The sequence below is a fragment of the Methylomonas rivi genome, assembly GCF_024505165.1.
GTDB lineage: Bacteria > Pseudomonadota > Gammaproteobacteria > Methylococcales > Methylomonadaceae > Methylomonas > Methylomonas rivi.
This window is the reverse complement of sequence record NZ_JANIBK010000004.1, coordinates 1-19,014: the sequence shown is the minus strand read 5'-3', so window position 1 is coordinate 19,014 and position 19,014 is coordinate 1. Positions and strand designations below refer to the sequence as shown.

Sequence of the window (19,014 nt, the reverse complement as noted above, 5' to 3'; positions counted from 1 at the left end):
AGACGGTCACTCCCGCAACCAAAGACAATCGCCGCTGACCTTGGCGATCTTTTCCAGACGCTGCCGGTGGCTGGCCAATTCTTCCTCTGAACAACCGATTACCTTTAATTTGGGACGGTCGGCCGACAAGCGCACCAACTGGTGTTGCTCCGCGGTGCGCATTTCCTCGTTTTCATCCAGTAACGACGCCTGACCGCCGGTCATGATTAAATACACGTCGGCAAGGATTTCCGCGTCCAGCAAGGCGCCGTGCAAATCCCTGTGGCTGTTGTCTATACCATAGCGTTTACATAACGCATCCAAACTATTACGCGCGCCCGGGTGCTTCTTGCGCGCATAAGCCAGGGTATCGAATACCGTGCTATTGCTTTCCACCGAACGGGTTTCGTTGGGCAACTGCGCAAGTTCGTGGTTCAAAAAACCCACGTCAAACGGCGCGTTATGAATAATCAGTTCCGCGCCCTGGGTAAAGCGCATAAAATCATCCACGATATCCGCAAAACTGGGTTTATCGCGCAAAAACTCGTTGGTTATGCCGTGCACCTCAATCGCACCGGCATCGATTTCCCGGTTAGGATTCAGATAGACATGGAAACGGTTTTGCGTTAGCCGGCGGTTGACGAGTTCCACGCAGCCGATCTCTATGATTTTGTGGCCTTCCTTGGGGTTGATGCCGGTGGTTTCGGTATCCAAAACCACTTGTCTGTGATGTTTGGAGGGCATGGACGAGGCGGCCGTCATTGGGCGAAAGCCTTCAGCAATTCGGTTTGCACCTGATACAGCGGTTCGCCGCCGGGCGTTGCCCGCAGGTATTGACCGTTGCTTTGCAACAGCCAGGCTTGCGAATTATCGTTTAAATTGGCGTGTAAATCGTTTAAAACCCGACCGCTGGCTTTTTTATCTTCCAGCGGGAAGCAAACCTCCACGCGTCGGAATAAATTCCGGTTCATTAAATCGGCGCTGGAGGCGTATATGGCCCAGTCGCCACTGTTCATGAACGCATAAATCCGGGTGTGTTCCAAAAACCGGCCTACAATGGAGCGTACTTCGATGTTTTCCGACACGCCGGGCACGCCGGGCCGCAAGCAGCACATGCCGCGCACAATCAATTTGATTTCCACGCCCGCCTGCGAAGCGCGGTACAAAGCCTGTATCGCTTGTTCCTCAACCACTGCATTGACTTTGATGATGATCTTGGCCGGTTTGCCTTTTCTGGCCTGTTCGATTTCGCGCTCTATCATTTTCATCAAGCCCTGGTGCAAGGTAAAAGGCGATTGCAACAGCTTGTTAAGCTTGCTTACCTTGCCGAGGCTGGTGAGCTGCATGAAGACCCGGCGCACGTCTTCGCTCAATTCTTTTTCGCAGGTAAACAAACCGTAATCGGTGTATAGCCGCGCGGTTTTAGGGTGATAATTGCCTGTCCCCAGGTGTACGTAATTGCGGAAAGTATTGCCTTCCTTGCGCAGCACCATGCACATTTTGGCGTGGGTTTTGTAGCCTACGACGCCATACACCACATGCGCCGCCGCTTCCTGCAGCTTGGCGGCCAAGCCGATATTGTCCTTCTCGTCGAAGCGGGCCCGCAACTCGATCACCACGGTAACTTCCTTGCCGGCGCGCGCCGCCTTGATCAAGGCGGCCACGATGGGCGAATCGACGCCGGTGCGATATAACGTTTGCTTGATGGCCAGGACATCGGGATCGGCAGCGGCCTGCCGCACGAAATCCACCACGGGATTGAAGGATTCGTAGGGGTGGTGCAACAAAATATCCTGTTTTTTGATGCAGGCGAAAATATCCTTGTGTTTCTTTAATATGCTTGGCAAGCCCGGTTTAAACGGCATAAATTTCAGATCGGGACGGTCGACCATGCTGTAAATGGCTTGGATGCGGCTCAAATTGACCGGGCCGTTGGCCAGAAACAGACGGTCGGGAGTCAACTCAAAACGGGCCAATAAAAAGCTGACGGTTTCTTCGGGACAGTTGGCGTCGATCTCCAGCCGCACTTCATCGCCGTAGTTGCGCATGGCCAGTTCGCCTTCCACGGCCAGCATCAAGTCGTCGATGGCATCGTCGTCGACAAAAAAGTCGCTGTTCCGCGTCACCCGAAATTGATAGCAACCTTTAACCGTCATGCCGTTGAACAACTCGGAAACGAATTCATGAATTATGGAGGATAAAAATACGAAATCATGCGGACCGCTATCGGTTTCGCCGGCTGGAATCTGCACGATGCGCGGCAAGGCTCGGGGCGCTTGCAATACCGCGCGTCCGCTATTGCGGCCGAAGGCATCCTTGCCGGTCAGCGAAATAATGAAATTTAAACTTTTATTCAATATCCGCGGGAAAGGGTGCGCGGAATCCAACCCCACCGGGGTTAGAATCGGCAATAATTCTTCATTGAAATATTTTTCCAGCCAGATTTTTTGCGCCTCGCTCCAACTTTCGCGTTTTAAAAAGCGGATATTTTGCGATTCCAGACTGGGAATCAAGACGTCGTTTAAAACCCGGTACTGTTCGGCAACCAGCTCATGAGCCTTGGCGGAGATTTTTTCGAATTGCTCCTGAATACTCAGGCCGTCCACACTGATGGCCGTGGAATCCATCTCCCCCATCTGTATCAAACTGGCGACGCGCACCTCGTAAAATTCGTCCAGATTGGAGCAGGAAATACATAAATAATTCAGCCGTTCCAATAACGGTAGATGTTCATCCAGCGCCTGCGCCAGTACGCGGATGTTAAATTCCAATAAACTTTGTTCGCGGTTGATATAAAGCTCGGGGCTGTTCAATGATGGGATGCTAAATTCCGGGGTATCCATGTGCAATATGGGTTGAGTATGACGACATCGGGATTATAGAGCAATTAGGCGATGCGTACTGTTACGGTTAGCGGGCGCGCCGCGGATAATGCGTATTTGTTATAATTAACCATCGTCCATCGTTCCCCTCAAAAAACATGATTTTTCCTACTATCGAGTCCCAAGTCGGTAACACGCCGCTGGTGCGCCTGCAGCGTCTGCCGGGCGAGACCGGCAACATCATTTTGGCCAAGTTGGAAGGCAACAATCCGGCCGGTTCGGTCAAGGATAGGCCTGCGTTGAGCATGATCAAGCATGCCGAAGCGCGCGGCGAAATCAAGCCCGGCGACCGTCTGATCGAAGCCACCAGCGGCAATACCGGCATTGCGCTGGCGATGGCCGCCGCGATTAAAGGCTATAAAATGACCCTGATCATGCCGGATAACATGAGCGCCGAACGCATCGCCTCCATGAAGGCCTACGGCGCCGAAATCATACTGACCCCGGCTCAAGGCAGCATGGAGGCGGCGATCGATTTGGCCCGTAGCATGGAAGCCGATGGCCAGGGCCGCATATTGGACCAATTCGCCAATCCGGACAATCCGCGCGCGCACTACGAAGGCACGGGCCCGGAAATCTGGCGCGACACCCAAGGCAGCATTACCCATTTCGTCAGTGCCATGGGCACCACCGGCACCATTATGGGTACTTCCCGCTATTTGAAGGAACAAAACGCAGCGGTGGAAATCGTCGGCGTGCAGCCGGAAGGCGCCTCGAAAATACCCGGCATTCGCCGTTGGCCGCAAGAATATCTGCCTAAAATTTACCATGCCGACCGGGTCGACCGTATTATCGAAGTCAATCAAACCGACGCCGAAAACACCACCCGCGCCCTGGCCGCGCAAGAAGGCATCTTTGCCGGCGTCTCCTCGGGCGGTGCCGTTTTCGCCGCCTTGCAATTGGCCAAACAGGTGGAAAATGCCGTCATCGTGGCCATTATTTGCGACCGCGGCGACCGCTACCTGTCCACTGGCGTGTTTCCAACCTGATTCATGTAGGCCGGAATAAGCCGATAGGCGTTTCCGGCTTAACCCGATTGCCGGAAACGCTTGCGCTTATTCCGGCCTACGTGCTTTTTACATTCTCGCAATAATGGCCCATAAGAAAAAATTACCCCTAGACCCCGTTACAGTTACCATAGAATCGCTGTCGCACGACGGCCGCGGCGTTACCCACGTCAACGGCAAAGTGGTGTTCATAGACGAGGCCTTGCCCGGCGAAACCCTGGAGTTTATCTACACCGATAGCCGCAAGGACTATGCCGAAGGCAAGGTGGCAACATTGCTGACCCGTTCCGAACATCGGGTCGATCCCGCCTGCCCGCATTTCGGCGTTTGCGGCGGCTGCAGCTTTCAACACGTCGATGACGCGGAGCAAATCAAGTTCAAGGAGGCTTTGCTGCAGGATCAATTTCGCCGCATCGGCAAACTGGAGATTCCGCAAATTTGGGAAGCGCTGACCGGCCCGCATTGGGGTTATCGCCGCAAAGCCCGCATGGGGGTGAAATGGGTGGCCAAGAAGGGCAGGGTATTGGTCGGATTCCGGGAAAGGCGCAATCCTTTTTTAGCGGAAATCGATAGCTGTAAAGTCATGTATCCGCTGGTTGGCGAAAATCTGCCGGCTTTGGGCGAGATGATCGCCGGCCTGAGTATCAAGGACAAAATTCCGCAAATCGAAGTGGCGATCGGCGACCGCGACGTCGTGCTGGCGTTTCGGGTGCTGGAGCCGCCCACCGATGCCGACAAACAGCGGATGCGCGAATTCGGCCGCCAACACAATCTCAGTATCTGTTTGCAGCCCAAGGGACCGGATACCATAGTCCCGCTTGACGGCGAACCCGAAGTGGTTCCAAGTTATGCATTGGCTGATCAGGGGGTGACCTTCAACTTCCGCCCGGCCATGTTTACCCAGGTTAATTACGACATCAACCAAAAAATGGTCAGCCGCGCCTTGGCCGCGCTGGAGTTGACCAAGGACGACCGGGTACTGGATTTGTTCTGCGGCCTGGGCAATTTTACCCTGCCGCTAGCCACGCTGGCCGGACAGGTGGTCGGCGTGGAAGGGGATTTGCCGTTGGTGAAACATGCCCGGGAAAACGCCCGCTTGAACCAGCTGGACAATGTCGAATTTCATGTCGCCGATTTAAGCAAGGATGTCAAGGAACTGCCCTGGTGCAAGCAGAAATTCAGTAAAGTGCTGCTGGATCCGTCCCGTGCCGGTGCCGCCGAAGTGTTGCACAATTTCAAACATTGGCAACCCGAACGCATAGTCTATGTATCCTGCAATCCCTCCACGCTGGCGCGCGACGCCGGCATTCTGGTGAACGAACGGGGCTATAAGCTGGTCAAGGCCGGCGTCATGGATATGTTTCCGCAAACCGCGCATGTCGAATCGATAGCCCTGTTCGTGAAAAAATGAGCCGTTCGTTGGATATTTGCATCGCCAGCCAGCAATTGACCGTACTGGAAAACGAGCGGGTTATAAAGCGTTACCCGGTCTCCACCGCCAAGAAAGGCCCCGGCCAGTTAAAAGGTAGCGAATGCACCCCCACCGGCAGACACAAAATACGCGCCAAAATCGGTGCCGGCGCGGCGATCAACAGCGTATTCATAGGCCGCCGCTTCACCGGCGAAATCTATACTCCGCAACTGGCCGCGGCAGAGCCGAAACGCGACTGGATACTCAGCCGCATACTCTGGCTGAGCGGCTTGGAGCCGGGCTTTAACCGATACGGCGAAGTCGACACGGCCTGGCGCTATATCTACATTCACGGCTGTCCGGACCACTTGATGCTGGGCATGCCTGCTTCTCACGGCTGCATTCGTATGCATAATGCCGATGTGATCGAATTATTCGATAGTATCGACGCCGGTTGCCCGGTTTTCATTCATGAGTGACGGCGTGGCCCGCATCGTTTTAGGCATGGAATACGACGGTACGGCCTATGCCGGCTGGCAATGGCAAGCCGGTAAACCTACGCTGCAAGCCGAATTGCAATCCGCCCTGAGCAAAATCGCCGACCGGCCGATTACCGTGCACTGCGCCGGCCGCACCGATGCCGGCGTGCATGCGCTGGAGCAGGTGGTGCATTTCGATTGCGCCGTGCAACGCGATTTGCAGGCCTGGCTGATGGGCGGCAATAGCCAACTCCCGGACGATATTCGCATCACCTGGGCCAAACCGGCCGTGGCCGATTTTCATGCCCGCTACAGCGCTATTGCGCGTTTTTACCGTTATGTGATATTAAACCGGCCCATGAAATCAGCCTTGCTGCGCACCCAGGCGACTTGGTGTTATCACCCCTTGGACGCCGGTAAAATGCATGCTGCCGCCCAATATTTGATCGGCGAACACGACTTTTCCTCGTTTCGTGCTCAAGGCTGCCAGTCGCATAGCCCGAACCGTTATATGCATTTTATCGACGTGTACCGGCGGGAGGACAGGGTTATCATCGACATCTGCGCCAACGCTTTTTTGCATCACATGGTCAGAAATATCGCCGGCGTATTGATGCACATAGGCATGGGTAAGGCGCCCGTCGATTGGACTGCGCAATTGCTGGCGGTCAAGGACCGGTCGCAAGCCGCCGCCACCGCTCCGCCGTACGGTTTGCATCTGGGGGGGGTGTTTTATCCCGAACGGTATGGGATCGCCGGACACGCCGTGTTTGCTAAGCTGCCGGCGGATGCCAAGCGATTCGATTAACCAGGAATAGCCGTATGAGTGACGAATCTTTTCAAGGTTTAAAAGCTTTACCGTTTAAATTCCCCAGAACATGCGGCAATTGCGGCCGGGTGTACCAAACCGAGGCCGAATTTCTCGAACAAACCCAAGACCTCAGGAACGGCCGTTCGCCGTTTAAAGCCTTTGAAGACGACGATGGGCGGGTGATTTTGGAAGTGTTCAGAAACTGTGTCTGCGGTTCCACCCTGATGGACGAGTTTCATTCCCGCCGCGATAATTCGCCGGAAGGGCAAAGGCGCAGGGAGGCCTATGCCCAAGCCCAAGCCTTGCTGGCAGGGAAAAAGCCGGAATAGCCCTGGCCTTGTCCGGGTATGAAGACGCAGTTAACCAAAAACTGCGTATTCGGATCAAAACGGCCATTGATGCCGACCTCAAAACCGCCCAGTGTTCCGATTCGGAAACCGCCGCCAATTCCGATGTAAACCCGGCCTGATTTTGCGGGACTGGGTCCGGCCACTAAATGCTATGCATAGTTACGGAATAAGTATGGTTTATAGCCTATTTTGGTTAACATACTCACTCTGTCTGTTAATGGGGGAGATATGTGGGCGTTTTTTAATGAAGCTTTGAACCTGACAGGCCTGGTTCCCCACGGTTTCTGTCTGAAATGGAACCCGCTTCTGCTCTGGACCTTGGTGGGTTCGGACTCCGTCATCGCGGTATCGTATTTCTCCATTCCCTTTGCGCTTTGGTATTTCACCCAAAAAAGAGCCGATATTCACAACCGCTGGTTATTCATATTGTTCGGTTTGTTCATCGTGGCCTGCGGGATTACGCACCTGCTGGATGTGGTAACCATCTGGCGGCCCAATTACTGGGCGAATGCGCTGGCCAAGGTGCTTACAGCCGGCCTCTCTTTTGGAACCGCGGTTATCATCTGGCTGAAAATGCCCCAGGCTTTACTTGCCCCGTCCGTGCAGCAAGTGGAGCAGGCCAAGTCCGCACTGGAAATATTGAATGCCGAGCTGGAAAAACGCGTACGGGAAAGGACGGAAGCGCTGGCGGACTCCAACAAACAACTTCACGCCACTTTAAGCGAAATGACCGCGCTGCATGAACGTTTGCAAACCGAAAAAGCCCTGTTGCGCGGCCTGATAGACAACATTCCGGACTACATTTTTATTAAAAACACCGATGGCACCTATATGGCCTGCAATAAGGCGGTAGAAAACTATTTCGGGGCGCCCGAAAGCGAAATTATCGGTAAAACCGATTTCGATTTTGTCGATGCCGAAACGGCGGCATTGTTCCGGCAAAGAGACAAGGAAACGCTGGCCGCCAATAAAGCCAATCTTCATGAAGAATGGATCAGCTATCCGGACGGCAGACGATTTTGCCTTGAAACCTTAAAAATACCTTTTAGGGATGAACACCGGAAAACCTTGGGATTGATCGGGGTGGCCCGCAATATCACCGAGCGCAAGAAAGCCGATGTCAAGCTGCAGTTGGCGGCCAGGGTTTTTACCCACGCCCGCGAAGGCATCATGATAGCTGATGCTACGGGCACCATCATCGACGTCAACGAGACCTTTACCCGGATTACCGGTTATAGCCGGGAGGAAGCGGTCGGGCAAAACCCGCGCATACTTCAATCCGGCCGGCAAGGCGCGGATTTCTATGCCGCTATGTGGAAAGCATTGCTTGAGAAGGGACACTGGTATGGCGAGATCTGGAATCGGCATAAAAACGGTAAAGTGTTTGCCGAGATGATCACTATCAGCGCCGTGAACGATACCTCGGGACAGGCGCAAAACTATGTCGCCCTGTTCACCGACATCACCGCAATGAAGGAGCATCAGCAACAGCTCGAGCATATCGCGCATTATGACGCCTTAACCGGCTTGCCGAACCGGGTATTGCTGACCGATCGGCTGCAGCAGGCCATGCTGCAGAACGAAAGGCGCAATCAATCGCTGGCGTTGGTGTATCTCGACTTGGATGGGTTCAAGGCAGTCAACGACAATTACGACCACCAAGTCGGCGACGAACTATTAATCGCCATATCCAGGCGCATGAAGGAGGCTCTTAGAGAAGGCGATACGCTGGCGCGAATCGGCGGCGACGAGTTTGTGGCGATTTTAGTCGACCTGCAACAGATTACCGATTGCGAACCGGTTTTGGCCAGACTGTTGCAAGCCGCTTCCAGTCCGATTCGGTTGGCGGATACCGAGCTACAGCTTTCCGCCAGTATCGGCGTCACGCTGCATCCCCAGGATAATGTCGACGCGGACCAGTTGATACGCCATGCGGATCAGGCCATGTATATTGCCAAGCAGGAGGGCAAGAACCGTTACCATCTGTTCGATATAGCGCACGATGCCGCGATCAAGACCCAGCAAGAGCGCTTGGAGGACATACGAGGCGCCCTGGGTAACCGGGAATTCGTGCTGTATTATCAACCGAAAATCAACGTCATCACCGGTGAAGTCATCGGCGCGGAAGCGCTGATTCGTTGGCAACATCCGCAGCGGGGGTTATTGACGCCGGCCGAGTTTTTGCCGTTTATCGAGACCCACCCGTTAAGCGTAAGCCTCGGCGAATGGGTGATAGATTCGGCCTTGGCCCAGATGCGCGACTGGTATGCGCAGGGTATAGACATCGTCGTCAGCGTCAATATCGGTGCCAAGCAGTTTCAGCAAACCGACTTCGTCGATCGCATTGCCCGGCTGTTATCGGCGCACCCGGATGTGCAGCCTTCCCGGCTGGAGCTGGAGGTGCTGGAAACCAGCGCGCTGGAGGATCTGGCCGCGGTATCTAAAAAAATCAAGGCCTGCCGGGAGATGGGGGTTCGTTTTGCGCTCGACGATTTCGGCACCGGATTTTCCTCGCTGACCTATCTGAGGCATTTGCCGGTCGACATTCTTAAGATAGACCAAAGCTTTGTGCGGGACATGCTGGTCGACCAGGACGATCTGGCGATAGTCAATGGCGTGATCGGCCTGGCCAATACCTTTTCCCGCCAGGTGATAGCGGAGGGCGTGGAAACCATGAACCATGCCAAAAAACTGGTGGCCATGGGTTGCCAGTTGGCGCAAGGATACGGTATCGCCCATCCCATGCTGGCGGCCGAGTTGCCGGACTGGGTAAGCAAATGGCAAGCGAACGAATACTGGAAACGTTAAGGCGCGGGATGCCGTGGCATTAAGGTTTCGGCTTATGCCAACAGTTCGAGTACATGCAGTTTAATGGCCAGTTTCGTCAGCTCGATATCGCTGTTCGCCCCCAGTTTGCGTTTGATCAGATAATGGCAGTTGCAGGCGGTTTTGGCGCTGATGTTGAGTATGCCGGCAATGTCGGCATGGCTTTTCCCCGCCACCAGCAAACGTAAAATTTCAAACTCTCTTAGCGTGAGAGACTCCAGGGCCAGCTGTTGGCCGCCCAATTTTTCAAGCGCCAGTATTTGGGCAATATCGGCACTCAATACATGCCGGCCGGCATAAACGTCCCGGATGGCATGCAACAAAACCTCGGGTTCGCTGCTTTTAGTCACATAGCCCAAGGCGCCGGCGCGTAGCGCCCGCAGGGCGAACCCCGGATTTTGATGCATGCTGAACACCAGTATTGCGGCACTCTCGGTATGCTGCTTGATGCGGGCGATTAGTTCCAGGCCGCTGCCGCCGGGCAGGGAAATGTCGGTAATCACCAGATCGGGCTGGAGATTTTTGAACTGCCGGTAGGCCTGAACGGTATTGCCGGCCTCCGCGATTACGGCCAAATCAGGCTGTTTGGCCAATAATGCCCGATAGCCTTCGCGGACGATAGCATGGTCATCGACCAATAAAATTCGGATGGCCGTCATGCCCGCATGCCGGTAACGCCGAGGGGCAGTTGTATGGCAACGATCAAGCCCCGAGGCTCGGCTATCGCCAACTCGAGTTGCCCGTGCAGGGCCGCCACGCGTTCGCGCATGCCGGACAAACCGATGCCGCCGCTATCGGCAAACGGCAACCGGTTAGCCTTGCCGTCGTCCCGGATGCGCAAACCGGCGGTATCGGCGCGGATGGTTAAGTCGATCCGGGCTGCGGATGCTTCGGCATGCTTGGCGATATTGGTCAAACATTCTTGGGTAATTCTGAACAGGCCGATGGCTTGGGCGTCCGACAATACACCGCAATCACCGCTGATATGCAACTGAAAACGGGTTTTGCCTTGGCTGCGCCCATTCCAGCCGGCAATCAGGCTGCCGAGACTGGCGGCCAAGCCCAATTCGTCGAACTCGGCCGGCCGCAGTCGGCCCAGAAGTTGGCGCACGCTATCCATCATGTGCGCGGTAATCCGGCCGATACGGTCCGTTTCCTCCAGCAATTGCGGGCATTGCCGCGCGGCCGTTTGCCGGATGGAAGCGGTTACCGCCTGAATGGCCGCCAAGCATTGGCCGAATTCATCGTGCAGTTCCCGGGTCAAGTGGCGGCGCTCCGCTTCCTGCAGCGTGATTAACTTCGCGACCAGTTTCCGGCGTTCGTCCAGTAATTGCTGCTGGCTGGCCGCCAGTTGGTTAATGGCCGCCGCGATACGTTGCCATTCGTTCAATTCGAAGGCGGGCAAACGGAAATCCAGCCGGCCCGCTTCCATGGCTGCAATGCCTTGAACGATGGTTTTTGCCGGGTTTAAGGCGCGGCGTAGACTCAGATAAACCAGCATGCACACAGCAAAAAGAGTGACGCAAGACAAAGCCGTCAAGCTCAGCGCAGTATGCCAGGCTTCGGCAATTTCCAGTTCGGCGCTGGGGGTAACCGTCAGCGATCCGTGGATCCGGCCTTGCAATTCAATGGGCCTCACGGCCGGCTGGCCGGGATTGAAAGTCCAACGGTAGCCGCTATCGAAGAATTCGGGCCAGTCCGCCGCGCCCGGTTTTGTTCCGGTACAAAGGCTGCGCGCCATCGGGCCGCCGGCATCGGCATAGCTCAGACAAACGCCCGGTTGGCTGCCGGACTGTTTCCAAAACTCGAAATCCGGGAAGGGTCTGGCCAGACCGATGCCGGCCTTGTTCAGCAATAGCTGCGACTCCAGCAGTTTGCCTTGCGAATCGGCGATTCGCCAAGCGGCTTGCATAGCCTGCCGGTGGCTTTTAAACAGGGCGTAAGCCGAGATCGCCAGCAAGCATGCCAAGGCAATGGCCGCGATCCTGCTCAACAAATGCAATTGTAGATTCATGGGTTGCCTGTGTGTCGCATCGGATGATGCCGCATTGTAAGAGTTGCCGGCCCAACTTAACAGCCGGCGCGGCAATCGCGGGCATATTGCCCGGGGTTTCCGGGCGAATATCGGCTTACAGGCGGATGGGCAACGCATAAGCTATCGACCACCGCAAGCCCGCTGGGGCCGGTTTTATCCATTCACTAACGAGGACGCCCATGAATCACTTCAGTTTCGACGATAGCCGCATTCACTGGCAAGCTCTGCCGGAGATTGCCCATTTACAGTATTCGATTTTGGATATCGATCCGCGCCACCGCATCATCGATGTGTTGTTTAAATTTGCCGCCGGCCGGCGGATTGTGTTGCATCGGCATAAAGTGTTGAACAAAACCTTTGTCGTTCAAGGCGAACACCGCCTGTACGAGGCGGACGGTACGCTGATGGAAGCCAGGCCGGCCGGCCGCTATACCAGCAGCGAAGCCACGGAAAAACCGCATAGGGAAGGCGGCGGCGGACAGGATGCCATCGTGCTGTTCAGCATTCGCGGTGGAGACGGGGTTTTGTACGAGATTCTCGATGACGATATGCAGCGGATCGGCGAGCTGCACTGGCAAGATTTCGTCGATCTTTATCAGGCGCAACTTCAGGCCGGCAAGGAGGACGCATGCGGCAACGGCTGAGAGCGTTCGGCGCCTTACTCTGTCTGGCGGCCGTTTTTAATGCTGCCGCCAAGCCGCGTATTGCGGTATTGAATGTCGAACTTAACGATATGACCATACTGCCGAATACCGAGCGGGAACGGCAACGTACCGCCGGCATGCGGCCGTTGCTGGAACAGTCGCTAGCGCAAAACGGCGAATACGAAATCGTCGGTATCGATGCGGATTCGCAGGCCGCCGCTAACGTCGGTTTCGGCTATTTGTTCGCTCACCACGATGCGGCCGCGAAACTGGGGCGGCGGTTCGGCGCCGATTGGGTGCTGGTTGGCCAGCACGGTAAACCCAGCTTTCTGTATTCGGATCTGATGATGCATCTGATTGACGTCGAAAGCCGAACCTTGGCGGCACGCTACAGCATCGAGTTAAAAGGGAATAACGGTATTGTTACGCAGCGGGGCGTTGATAAACTGGCGGCTAAAATAAAGGTTTTTTTCGCCGGTAAAATTCCAATGCCTTGAAGAAAACGGTATTTGCTACCTTACCGCCACGAAGGGGTTGCCGCGCATTTCGGCGGCAAAGGTGGACATGGGGCCGTGGCCGGGGATGAAGGCGATATCGCCGCCCAGCGGCCACAATTTGAGCTGAATGGAGTCGATCAGGGTTTGGTAGTCGCCGCGCGGAAAGTCGGTACGCCCAATCGAGCCTTTGAACAACACGTCGCCGACGATGGCCAAGCGTTCGGCCGGGTTGTAAAACACCACATGGCCGGGCGTGTGGCCGGGGCAATGGATGACGCGAAACTCTTCGGCGCCTACCCATACGGTGTCGCCGTCTTCCAGCCAGCGGGAAGGGATAAACGGCTCGGCCGGGGAAAAGCCGAACATCCGGCATTGTTCCGCCAGGCTTTGTATCCAGAACTCGTCGTCCCGATGCGGGCCGATAATCGGCAAATTCAATCGCTTGGATAATTCGGCCACGCCGCCGATATGGTCCATATGGCCGTGGGTGACTAGGATAGCTTCCAGCTCGACGCCTTGTTCGGTCACTTCCCGCAACAGAATATCCAAATCGCCGCCGGGATCGACTAGCGCGGCTTTGTTGGTTTTTTCGCACACCAGCAGCGTGCAGTTTTGTTGATAGTCGGTGACCGGAATGATGGTATAGCGCATGAGTGGGCTTAAAGTGTAGGCGGCGCGCGGCAGGCCGGCGCGCCGGTATGAATTAAATATTCAGCAGCAGGTGGGCCGGCGATTCCAGGCATTCTTTGACAATGCCTAAAAATTGCACCGCTTCCTTGCCGTCCACCAGGCGATGATCGTATGACAAGGCCAGATACATGATGGGGCGAATCACGATTTGGCCGTCTTCGACCACCGGCCTGTCCTTGATGGCATGCATGCCCAGGATGGCGCATTGCGGCGGATTGAGGATGGGGGTGGACAGCATGGAGCCGAAAATGCCGCCGTTGGTAATGGTAAAGGTGCCGCCGCTCAAATCTTCCACGCTGATCGAGCCGTTACGGGCCTTGCTGCCGAAATCGTGTATGCCTTTTTCAATGCCGGCAAAGTCCAATTGGTCGGCATCGCGCAAAATAGGCACAATCAGACCGCGAGGGGTGGTGACAGCGATACCGATGTCGTAATAACCGTGGTAAATGATGTCGTTGCCGTCGATCGAGGCGTTGATGGCCGGGAAGCGTTTCAACGCTTCGATGGAGGCCTTGACGAAAAACGACATGAAACCGAGTTTGACATTATGCTTGGTCTCGAAACGTTCCTTGTACTGGTTGCGTAATTCAATCACCGCAGACAGGTCGACCTCGTTGAATGTGGTCAGCATGGCGGCATTTTGTTGCGCTTGCAGCAAACGCTCGGCAATCTTGGCCCGCAAGCGGGTCATGGGCACGCGCTGTTCCGGGCGCAAGCTGGCTACCGCGGTTGCGGATAACGGTACGTGGCTGGCTTCGGCGGCCGGCGCCGGTTGTTCCGGTTCCGTTTGTTGCTCGTTTAAAAACTCCAGCACGTCGGTTTTCAGAATTCGGCCGTGTTTACCGGAGCCGCTAATGCTGGCGGGGTCGATGTCGTTTTCGGCCACCAGTTTGCGCACCGAGGGACTCAGTGGCGGTTCATCCTTGTTGGCTGCTTTGGCGGACGAATCTGGCGCCGCGTTCGGTTTTTGCAAATCCAGCCGGGCCAGCAGTTCGCCGCCGACCACGGTTTCTCCGGCGGCGCGGACGATTTCCTGGATAACACCGCTGGAAGGCGCGGGCACTTCCAGGATTACTTTATCGGTTTCAAGGTCGGCCAGATTGTCTCCGGCCTCCACCCAGTCGCCGGGCTGTTTGTGCCAGGCCACCAGCGTGGCGTCGGACACGGATTCGGGGAGACTGGGAACCAGAATGTCAAAACTCATGTTTTATTCCTTCTTTGCTGCCGTATAGGGCGGTGTGAACCACGTTTTTTTGTTCGCTTAAATGGGTTTTGTAACTGCCGACCGCCGGTGCCGCCGACGGCGGGCGGCCAGCATATATAACCGGCGTGCTGTCGTCAACCAAGTCGTAGATATGGTGTTTGCTTTGATACCAGGCGCCCTGGTTTTTCGGTTCTTCCTGGCACCAGACCACCAGCTCCAAATTGGGAAACTTATCGATTTCCGCTTTAAAGCTGTCGTTGGGAAAAGGGTAGAGTTGCTCGATGCGGATAATGGCGATATGTTTCAGATCGTCCTCGCGGCGGGCTTCCAATAAATCGTAATATACTTTGCCGCTGCAGAGTATCAGCCGGGTGACATGGTAGGGATCGATATCGTCGATTTCGCCGATCACCGGTAAAAAGCCGCCGCCGGTCAAATCGGCCAGCGTGGAAACCGCCAGCTTGTGCCTGAGCAGACTTTTAGGGCTCATGACTATCAGAGGCTTGCGGAATTGCCGAATCAATTGCCGGCGCAGCAAATGAAAAATTTGCGCCGGCGTGGTGGGGTAACACACTTGAATGTTATGGTCGGCGCACAGTTGCAGGTAGCGCTCCAGGCGAGCGGAAGAATGTTCCGGCCCCTGGCCTTCGAAGCCGTGCGGCAGCAGCATCACCAAACCGCTGAGCTTGCCCCATTTGGTTTCGCCGGAGGTGATGAATTGATCGATGACCACTTGGGCGCCGTTGGCGAAGTCGCCGAATTGGGCTTCCCAAATCACCAGCTTGTCGGGTTCGGTGGAACTGTAACCGTATTCGAAGCCCAGCACCCCGGCTTCCGACAGTAGGGAATTGAATATTTGCGGGCGGCCCTGGTTTTCGCTCAAGTGCTTGAGCGGAATATAGTTTTCGCCGTTCTTCTGGTTCAGTAAAATGGCATGCCGGTGCGAAAAAGTGCCGCGGCCGATATCCTGGCCGGTCAAGCGGACCTGATAGCCTTCGACCAACAGCGTGGCGTAGGCCATGTTTTCCGCAAACCCCCAATCCATCGCTATCTCGCCGTTGGCCATTTTGTTACGTTCTTCCATGACCTTGGCAACGCGGGAATGCAGTTCGAAATCCGCCGGCAGGTCCTGCAGCCGCTCGTTGCAAAACCGAATGCGTTCCAACGGCACCGAGGTGTCGGCCGGCTGGTCCCAATCCTTATTCAGGTATTTGTCCCAGCGGGCCGAATAGCCGTAATTGTTGTTGACTACTATGGGGCGGGAGACCACCTGGCCTTCGCTGAGTTTTTGATAATAGTCCTCTTCCATGGCGTTCACCGCTTCCTCGCTCAGTACGCCTTCATTGACCAGTTTTTGGGCGTACAGTTGGCGGGTGGAGGGTAAATTGCGGATTTTTGCGTACATCATGGGCTGGGTGGCCGCTGGCTCGTCGGCTTCGTTATGTCCCAGGCGGCGATAGCAGATCAAGTCGATGACGACATCCTTATGAAATGTCATGCGATAGTCCAGCGCCAGTTGGGTAATGAAGGCCACGGCTTCGGGATCGTCTCCGTTGACGTGAAAAACCGGGGCCTGGATCATGTTGGCCACGTCGGTGCAATATAAGGTGGAACGGGCGTCGAACGGATTGCTGGTGGTAAAGCCGATCTGATTATTAATGACGATATGCACGGTGCCGCCGGTATGGAAGGCGCGGGTTTCCGACATGTTCAAGGTTTCCATGATGATGCCTTGGCCGGCAAACGCGGCGTCGCCGTGTATCAGTACCGGGATGATCACATCGGTGCCGCCGACGCCGTGCCGGTCTTGCCGGGCTTTGACCGAGCCTTCCACCACCGGATTGATGATCTCCAGATGGGACGGGTTGAAAGCCAATGTTAAATGGATGGGGCCGCCGGGCGTGGCAATGTTGGAGGAAAATCCCATGTGGTATTTGACGTCGCCGGTCAATACGCCGGGAGACGAGGTGTGGGTGCCCTCGAATTCGCCGAATAGAGCCGCCGGGCTTTTGCCCAGAACGTTGACCAGTACATTCAGGCGGCCGCGGTGCGCCATGCCGATCACGATTTCGGTGGCTTTGTTTTCGCCGGCCCGTTGAATCAATTCGTCCAGGATCGGAATCAACGATTCGCCGCCTTCCAAGGAAAAACGCTTTTGGCCGACATATTTACGGTGCAGGTATTTTTCCAGGCCTTCCGCGGCGGTCAACAATTTCAGCAAGCCCAGGCGCTTTTCCGGATGGCTGGCATAATCGGGTTTGGCGCCTTCCAGTTTCTTGCGTATCCAGTTTTTAGGTTCGGCATCGACGATATGCATAAATTCGCTGCCGATACTGCCGCAGTAGATTTCCTTCAAGGTGCCGATGATGGCGTGCAAAGGCAGGCGATCTATGCCGCACAAACCGCCGGTATCGAACAGGGTTTTCATGTCGGCGTCGGTCAAGCCGTAATAGACGGGTTCCAGATCGGCCGGCATGGCCGTCTGGTTGCCCAAGGGATTGTTATTGGCGATTTGATGTCCCTTGACCCGGTAATGATTGATCAGTCTGGCGACGGCGGATTGTTTTTTAACGCTTTGTTCGGTAAAGCCCTGCATTTTGGCCAGTTTGCCGGGTTCGGAAATGGCCAGTTTTTCGAAACGGTCCACGATCGCGCTGTGGGGCGTGTCGTCCGTGGAACCGCAATGGATAGCGTCGAAACGTTGGCGCCAGTTGCCGGAGACCGAGTCGGGGTCGCTCAAATACTGCTCGTAGAGGTATTCGATGTAGTTGGCGTTGCCGCCGTAATACGCCGAGGTTTCTTCAAACAGTTTAAGCAGGTTGCTCATACAACATCCGGGTTTTCAGCAAGTGATGCGCATTATGGTAGAGCTAAAATGGTATATTACCAAGGGAAAAATGCAGCAAAAACGCGCGCTCGCGGTGCATCCCACGCGTCGCTACCTTAGTCAGTAAAAAGAGAACCAGCATGGCGGATAATCGAGTTGTGATTAAAATAAATTATGACAAAGACAAACAAAGAAAGGCGCTCATCGATCCTAAAATGGTGACCGTTTGGCATACTGGGCGCATATTATCGGCGGTTTTTATTTTACTGGTTTTGATACTTGGAGCAATTTATATGTTCTCCGGCAAGGATGCCGATGAGAATCCCGCCCAGGCTAACGAAAGTATTACCCCTGCCGGAGTTACTCCGCCCCAAACACCCGCCATACTCGAAGCGGAATTGCCGAAACCGCCGCCGGTTCCCGGTGATCTAAGTAATACCGGGAATGTAGAGGTTGTCAAACGTCCGCAGGCTATTATTTACGATAGAAGGGTGGTCAGGGCTTCGCTAAGCACCGCGCCTAAAAACGATGAGCCGGGTAACCCTGTTAAACAGCCGGTAATTCTGGGTCCAAACGAATCGACGGAATTATTTTATTTTAGCCAAATTAAAAACCTGATGGGGCATACTCTATTTCATGCCTGGTATAAAGATGGGCAATTGATTAATAAAAAGCAGTTTGAGGTAAAAAGCAACAATGCCAGGCTTGTTTCCAGCAGAAAGCTAACCGCGCGGGAAGCGGGAGAATGGCGGGTGGCCTTATTGGATAAGAAAGGCAAGAAGCTCAGCGAGGTTAATTACTCGGTTAATCATTAAAATTAGGTGTTTATTATTAATTGATTTGAAGTTACAATTAAAATGCATTTTTTGATTTAACGAGGAACACATGACTGACTTTAATAATTTATCCGAGACTGAAATACAAGCACTTATTGACAATGCCGAAAAAGCTTTAAAAGAAAAGCAATCCAGCAAGCGCAAGGAAGTGATTGCAAAAATCAAGGAATTGGCGGCCTCTATTGGGGTTGCCGTGGAATTGGTCGAAGGCGATAAAAAAGTCGAGAGAAAAACCGGTAAAGTGGCCGCCAAGTACCGCAATCCGGCGGATGCATCGCAAACCTGGACCGGCCGCGGCCTGGCACCGAAATGGATGCAGGATTTATTGGCCGCCGGGCGTAATAAGGCCGAGTTCGAGATTAAGTAATCTTCGGCTGCATGCCAAGCTGCTCCACCCAGTCTTTTAGATGTTTGACCGCCCAGTCCGGGTCGTCGAGCGTCAGATCATGGCCAGCCCAGGGATGCGACTTTAATGGCAGGCGCCAGTGGGTTTGAATGGCGTCCGAGCAGGCCGGGGCAACCAGACGGTCGCCCCG

Annotated in this window: 17 protein-coding genes; 10 read left to right on the top strand and 7 right to left on the bottom strand. The window is 54.9% G+C overall.

Annotated features, from left to right (window positions below):
- Positions 1-6: 6 nt before the first annotated feature.
- Both dnaQ and ppk1 read right to left on the bottom strand, forming a co-directional pair.
- Positions 7-741, bottom strand: coding sequence for a DNA polymerase III subunit epsilon (gene dnaQ / locus NP596_RS01550; protein ID WP_256613443.1), 735 nt, complete (start codon positions 739-741; stop codon positions 7-9).
- Positions 738-2,822 carry a polyphosphate kinase 1 gene (gene ppk1, locus NP596_RS01545; protein ID WP_256613442.1) on the bottom strand — a complete coding sequence of 695 codons (2,085 nt, stop codon included), beginning with the start codon at positions 2,820-2,822 and terminating at the stop codon, positions 738-740. Before ppk1 ends, dnaQ begins: the two co-directional genes overlap by 4 nt.
- Before the next feature lie 137 nt (positions 2,823-2,959).
- Between ppk1 and cysM the strand changes: the two genes are divergently transcribed.
- From cysM to NP596_RS01515, 6 genes are all read left to right on the top strand, one after another.
- Positions 2,960-3,850 (top strand): cysteine synthase CysM, encoded by an 891-nt coding sequence (gene cysM / locus NP596_RS01540; protein ID WP_256613441.1) that lies wholly within the window; start codon positions 2,960-2,962, stop codon positions 3,848-3,850.
- Positions 3,851-3,953: 103 nt separating this feature from the next.
- Positions 3,954-5,279 carry a 23S rRNA (uracil(1939)-C(5))-methyltransferase RlmD gene (gene rlmD / locus NP596_RS01535; RefSeq protein ID WP_256613440.1) on the top strand — a complete coding sequence of 442 codons (1,326 nt, stop codon included), beginning with the start codon at positions 3,954-3,956 and terminating at the stop codon, positions 5,277-5,279.
- Positions 5,276-5,758 (top strand): L,D-transpeptidase, encoded by a 483-nt coding sequence (locus NP596_RS01530; protein ID WP_256613439.1) that lies wholly within the window; start codon positions 5,276-5,278, stop codon positions 5,756-5,758. The genes rlmD and NP596_RS01530 overlap by 4 nt, the downstream gene beginning before the upstream one ends.
- Positions 5,751-6,566: a tRNA pseudouridine(38-40) synthase TruA gene (gene truA, locus NP596_RS01525; protein ID WP_256613438.1), complete on the top strand. Its 816-nt coding sequence runs from the start codon at positions 5,751-5,753 to the stop codon at positions 6,564-6,566. Before NP596_RS01530 ends, truA begins: the two co-directional genes overlap by 8 nt.
- A gap of 14 nt (positions 6,567-6,580) precedes the next feature.
- A complete protein-coding gene (locus NP596_RS01520) occupies positions 6,581-6,898 on the top strand; it encodes a hypothetical protein (protein WP_256613437.1) in 318 nt (105 codons plus the stop codon).
- Positions 6,899-7,147: 249 nt separating this feature from the next.
- Positions 7,148-9,727, top strand: a complete 2,580-nt coding sequence (locus NP596_RS01515; protein WP_256613436.1) for an EAL domain-containing protein — start codon at positions 7,148-7,150, stop codon at positions 9,725-9,727.
- A gap of 32 nt (positions 9,728-9,759) precedes the next feature.
- On the opposite strand, the gene NP596_RS01510 is transcribed toward NP596_RS01515, so the two are convergent.
- Positions 9,760-10,404 (bottom strand): response regulator transcription factor, encoded by a 645-nt coding sequence (locus NP596_RS01510; RefSeq protein WP_256613435.1) that lies wholly within the window; start codon positions 10,402-10,404, stop codon positions 9,760-9,762.
- Positions 10,401-11,759 (bottom strand): HAMP domain-containing sensor histidine kinase, encoded by a 1,359-nt coding sequence (locus NP596_RS01505; RefSeq protein WP_256613434.1) that lies wholly within the window; start codon positions 11,757-11,759, stop codon positions 10,401-10,403. Before NP596_RS01505 ends, NP596_RS01510 begins: the two co-directional genes overlap by 4 nt.
- Before the next feature lie 200 nt (positions 11,760-11,959).
- Here NP596_RS01505 and NP596_RS01500 point away from each other — a divergent pair, with 200 nt between their 5' ends.
- Together NP596_RS01500 and NP596_RS01495 are read left to right on the top strand one after the other, a co-directional pair.
- Positions 11,960-12,424: a cupin domain-containing protein gene (locus NP596_RS01500; RefSeq protein ID WP_256613433.1), complete on the top strand. Its 465-nt coding sequence runs from the start codon at positions 11,960-11,962 to the stop codon at positions 12,422-12,424.
- Positions 12,409-12,921 (top strand): DUF2380 domain-containing protein, encoded by a 513-nt coding sequence (locus NP596_RS01495; RefSeq protein ID WP_256613432.1) that lies wholly within the window; start codon positions 12,409-12,411, stop codon positions 12,919-12,921. The genes NP596_RS01500 and NP596_RS01495 overlap by 16 nt, the downstream gene beginning before the upstream one ends.
- Positions 12,922-12,936: 15 nt before the next feature.
- On the opposite strand, the gene NP596_RS01490 is transcribed toward NP596_RS01495, so the two are convergent.
- The 3 genes from NP596_RS01490 to NP596_RS01480 are packed head-to-tail and all read right to left on the bottom strand — an operon-like array spanning position 12,937 to position 17,642.
- Positions 12,937-13,572 (bottom strand): MBL fold metallo-hydrolase, encoded by a 636-nt coding sequence (locus NP596_RS01490; RefSeq protein WP_256613431.1) that lies wholly within the window; start codon positions 13,570-13,572, stop codon positions 12,937-12,939.
- 52 nt (positions 13,573-13,624) lie between these two features.
- Positions 13,625-14,815 (bottom strand): 2-oxoglutarate dehydrogenase complex dihydrolipoyllysine-residue succinyltransferase, encoded by a 1,191-nt coding sequence (gene odhB / locus NP596_RS01485; protein ID WP_256613430.1) that lies wholly within the window; start codon positions 14,813-14,815, stop codon positions 13,625-13,627.
- The gene (locus tag NP596_RS01480) at positions 14,805-17,642 is read right to left on the bottom strand and encodes a 2-oxoglutarate dehydrogenase E1 component (RefSeq protein ID WP_256613429.1); all 2,838 of its coding nucleotides are present in this window, start codon (positions 17,640-17,642) and stop codon (positions 14,805-14,807) included. Before NP596_RS01480 ends, odhB begins: the two co-directional genes overlap by 11 nt.
- Positions 17,643-17,782: 140 nt before the next feature.
- Between NP596_RS01480 and NP596_RS01475 the strand changes: the two genes are divergently transcribed.
- Together NP596_RS01475 and NP596_RS01470 are read left to right on the top strand one after the other, a co-directional pair.
- A complete protein-coding gene (locus tag NP596_RS01475) occupies positions 17,783-18,457 on the top strand; it encodes a DUF2914 domain-containing protein (RefSeq protein WP_256613428.1) in 675 nt (224 codons plus the stop codon).
- 70 nt (positions 18,458-18,527) lie between these two features.
- Positions 18,528-18,845: an H-NS histone family protein gene (locus tag NP596_RS01470; RefSeq protein ID WP_256613427.1), complete on the top strand. Its 318-nt coding sequence runs from the start codon at positions 18,528-18,530 to the stop codon at positions 18,843-18,845.
- Positions 18,846-19,014: the final 169 nt, after the last annotated feature.

Bases quoted from the DNA above. Each gene is read 5' to 3' on its own strand.
- truA (WP_256613438.1), top strand. From the start codon at position 5,751: ATGAGTGACGGCGTGGCCCGCATCGTTTTAGGCATGGAATACGACGGT.
- NP596_RS01490 (WP_256613431.1), bottom strand. From the start codon at position 13,572: ATGCGCTATACCATCATTCCGGTCACCGACTATCAACAAAACTGCACG.
- NP596_RS01515 (WP_256613436.1), top strand. From the start codon at position 7,148: ATGTGGGCGTTTTTTAATGAAGCTTTGAACCTGACAGGCCTGGTTCCC.
- odhB (WP_256613430.1), bottom strand. From the start codon at position 14,815: ATGAGTTTTGACATTCTGGTTCCCAGTCTCCCCGAATCCGTGTCCGAC.
- NP596_RS01510 (WP_256613435.1), bottom strand. From the start codon at position 10,404: ATGACGGCCATCCGAATTTTATTGGTCGATGACCATGCTATCGTCCGC.
- NP596_RS01500 (WP_256613433.1), top strand. From the start codon at position 11,960: ATGAATCACTTCAGTTTCGACGATAGCCGCATTCACTGGCAAGCTCTG.
- dnaQ (WP_256613443.1), bottom strand. From the start codon at position 741: ATGACGGCCGCCTCGTCCATGCCCTCCAAACATCACAGACAAGTGGTT.
- rlmD (WP_256613440.1), top strand. From the start codon at position 3,954: ATGGCCCATAAGAAAAAATTACCCCTAGACCCCGTTACAGTTACCATA.
- NP596_RS01520 (WP_256613437.1), top strand. From the start codon at position 6,581: ATGAGTGACGAATCTTTTCAAGGTTTAAAAGCTTTACCGTTTAAATTC.
- NP596_RS01475 (WP_256613428.1), top strand. From the start codon at position 17,783: ATGGCGGATAATCGAGTTGTGATTAAAATAAATTATGACAAAGACAAA.
- NP596_RS01530 (WP_256613439.1), top strand. From the start codon at position 5,276: ATGAGCCGTTCGTTGGATATTTGCATCGCCAGCCAGCAATTGACCGTA.
- NP596_RS01505 (WP_256613434.1), bottom strand. From the start codon at position 11,759: ATGAATCTACAATTGCATTTGTTGAGCAGGATCGCGGCCATTGCCTTG.
- NP596_RS01495 (WP_256613432.1), top strand. From the start codon at position 12,409: ATGCGGCAACGGCTGAGAGCGTTCGGCGCCTTACTCTGTCTGGCGGCC.
- NP596_RS01480 (WP_256613429.1), bottom strand. From the start codon at position 17,642: ATGAGCAACCTGCTTAAACTGTTTGAAGAAACCTCGGCGTATTACGGC.
- NP596_RS01470 (WP_256613427.1), top strand. From the start codon at position 18,528: ATGACTGACTTTAATAATTTATCCGAGACTGAAATACAAGCACTTATT.
- ppk1 (WP_256613442.1), bottom strand. From the start codon at position 2,822: ATGGATACCCCGGAATTTAGCATCCCATCATTGAACAGCCCCGAGCTT.
- cysM (WP_256613441.1), top strand. From the start codon at position 2,960: ATGATTTTTCCTACTATCGAGTCCCAAGTCGGTAACACGCCGCTGGTG.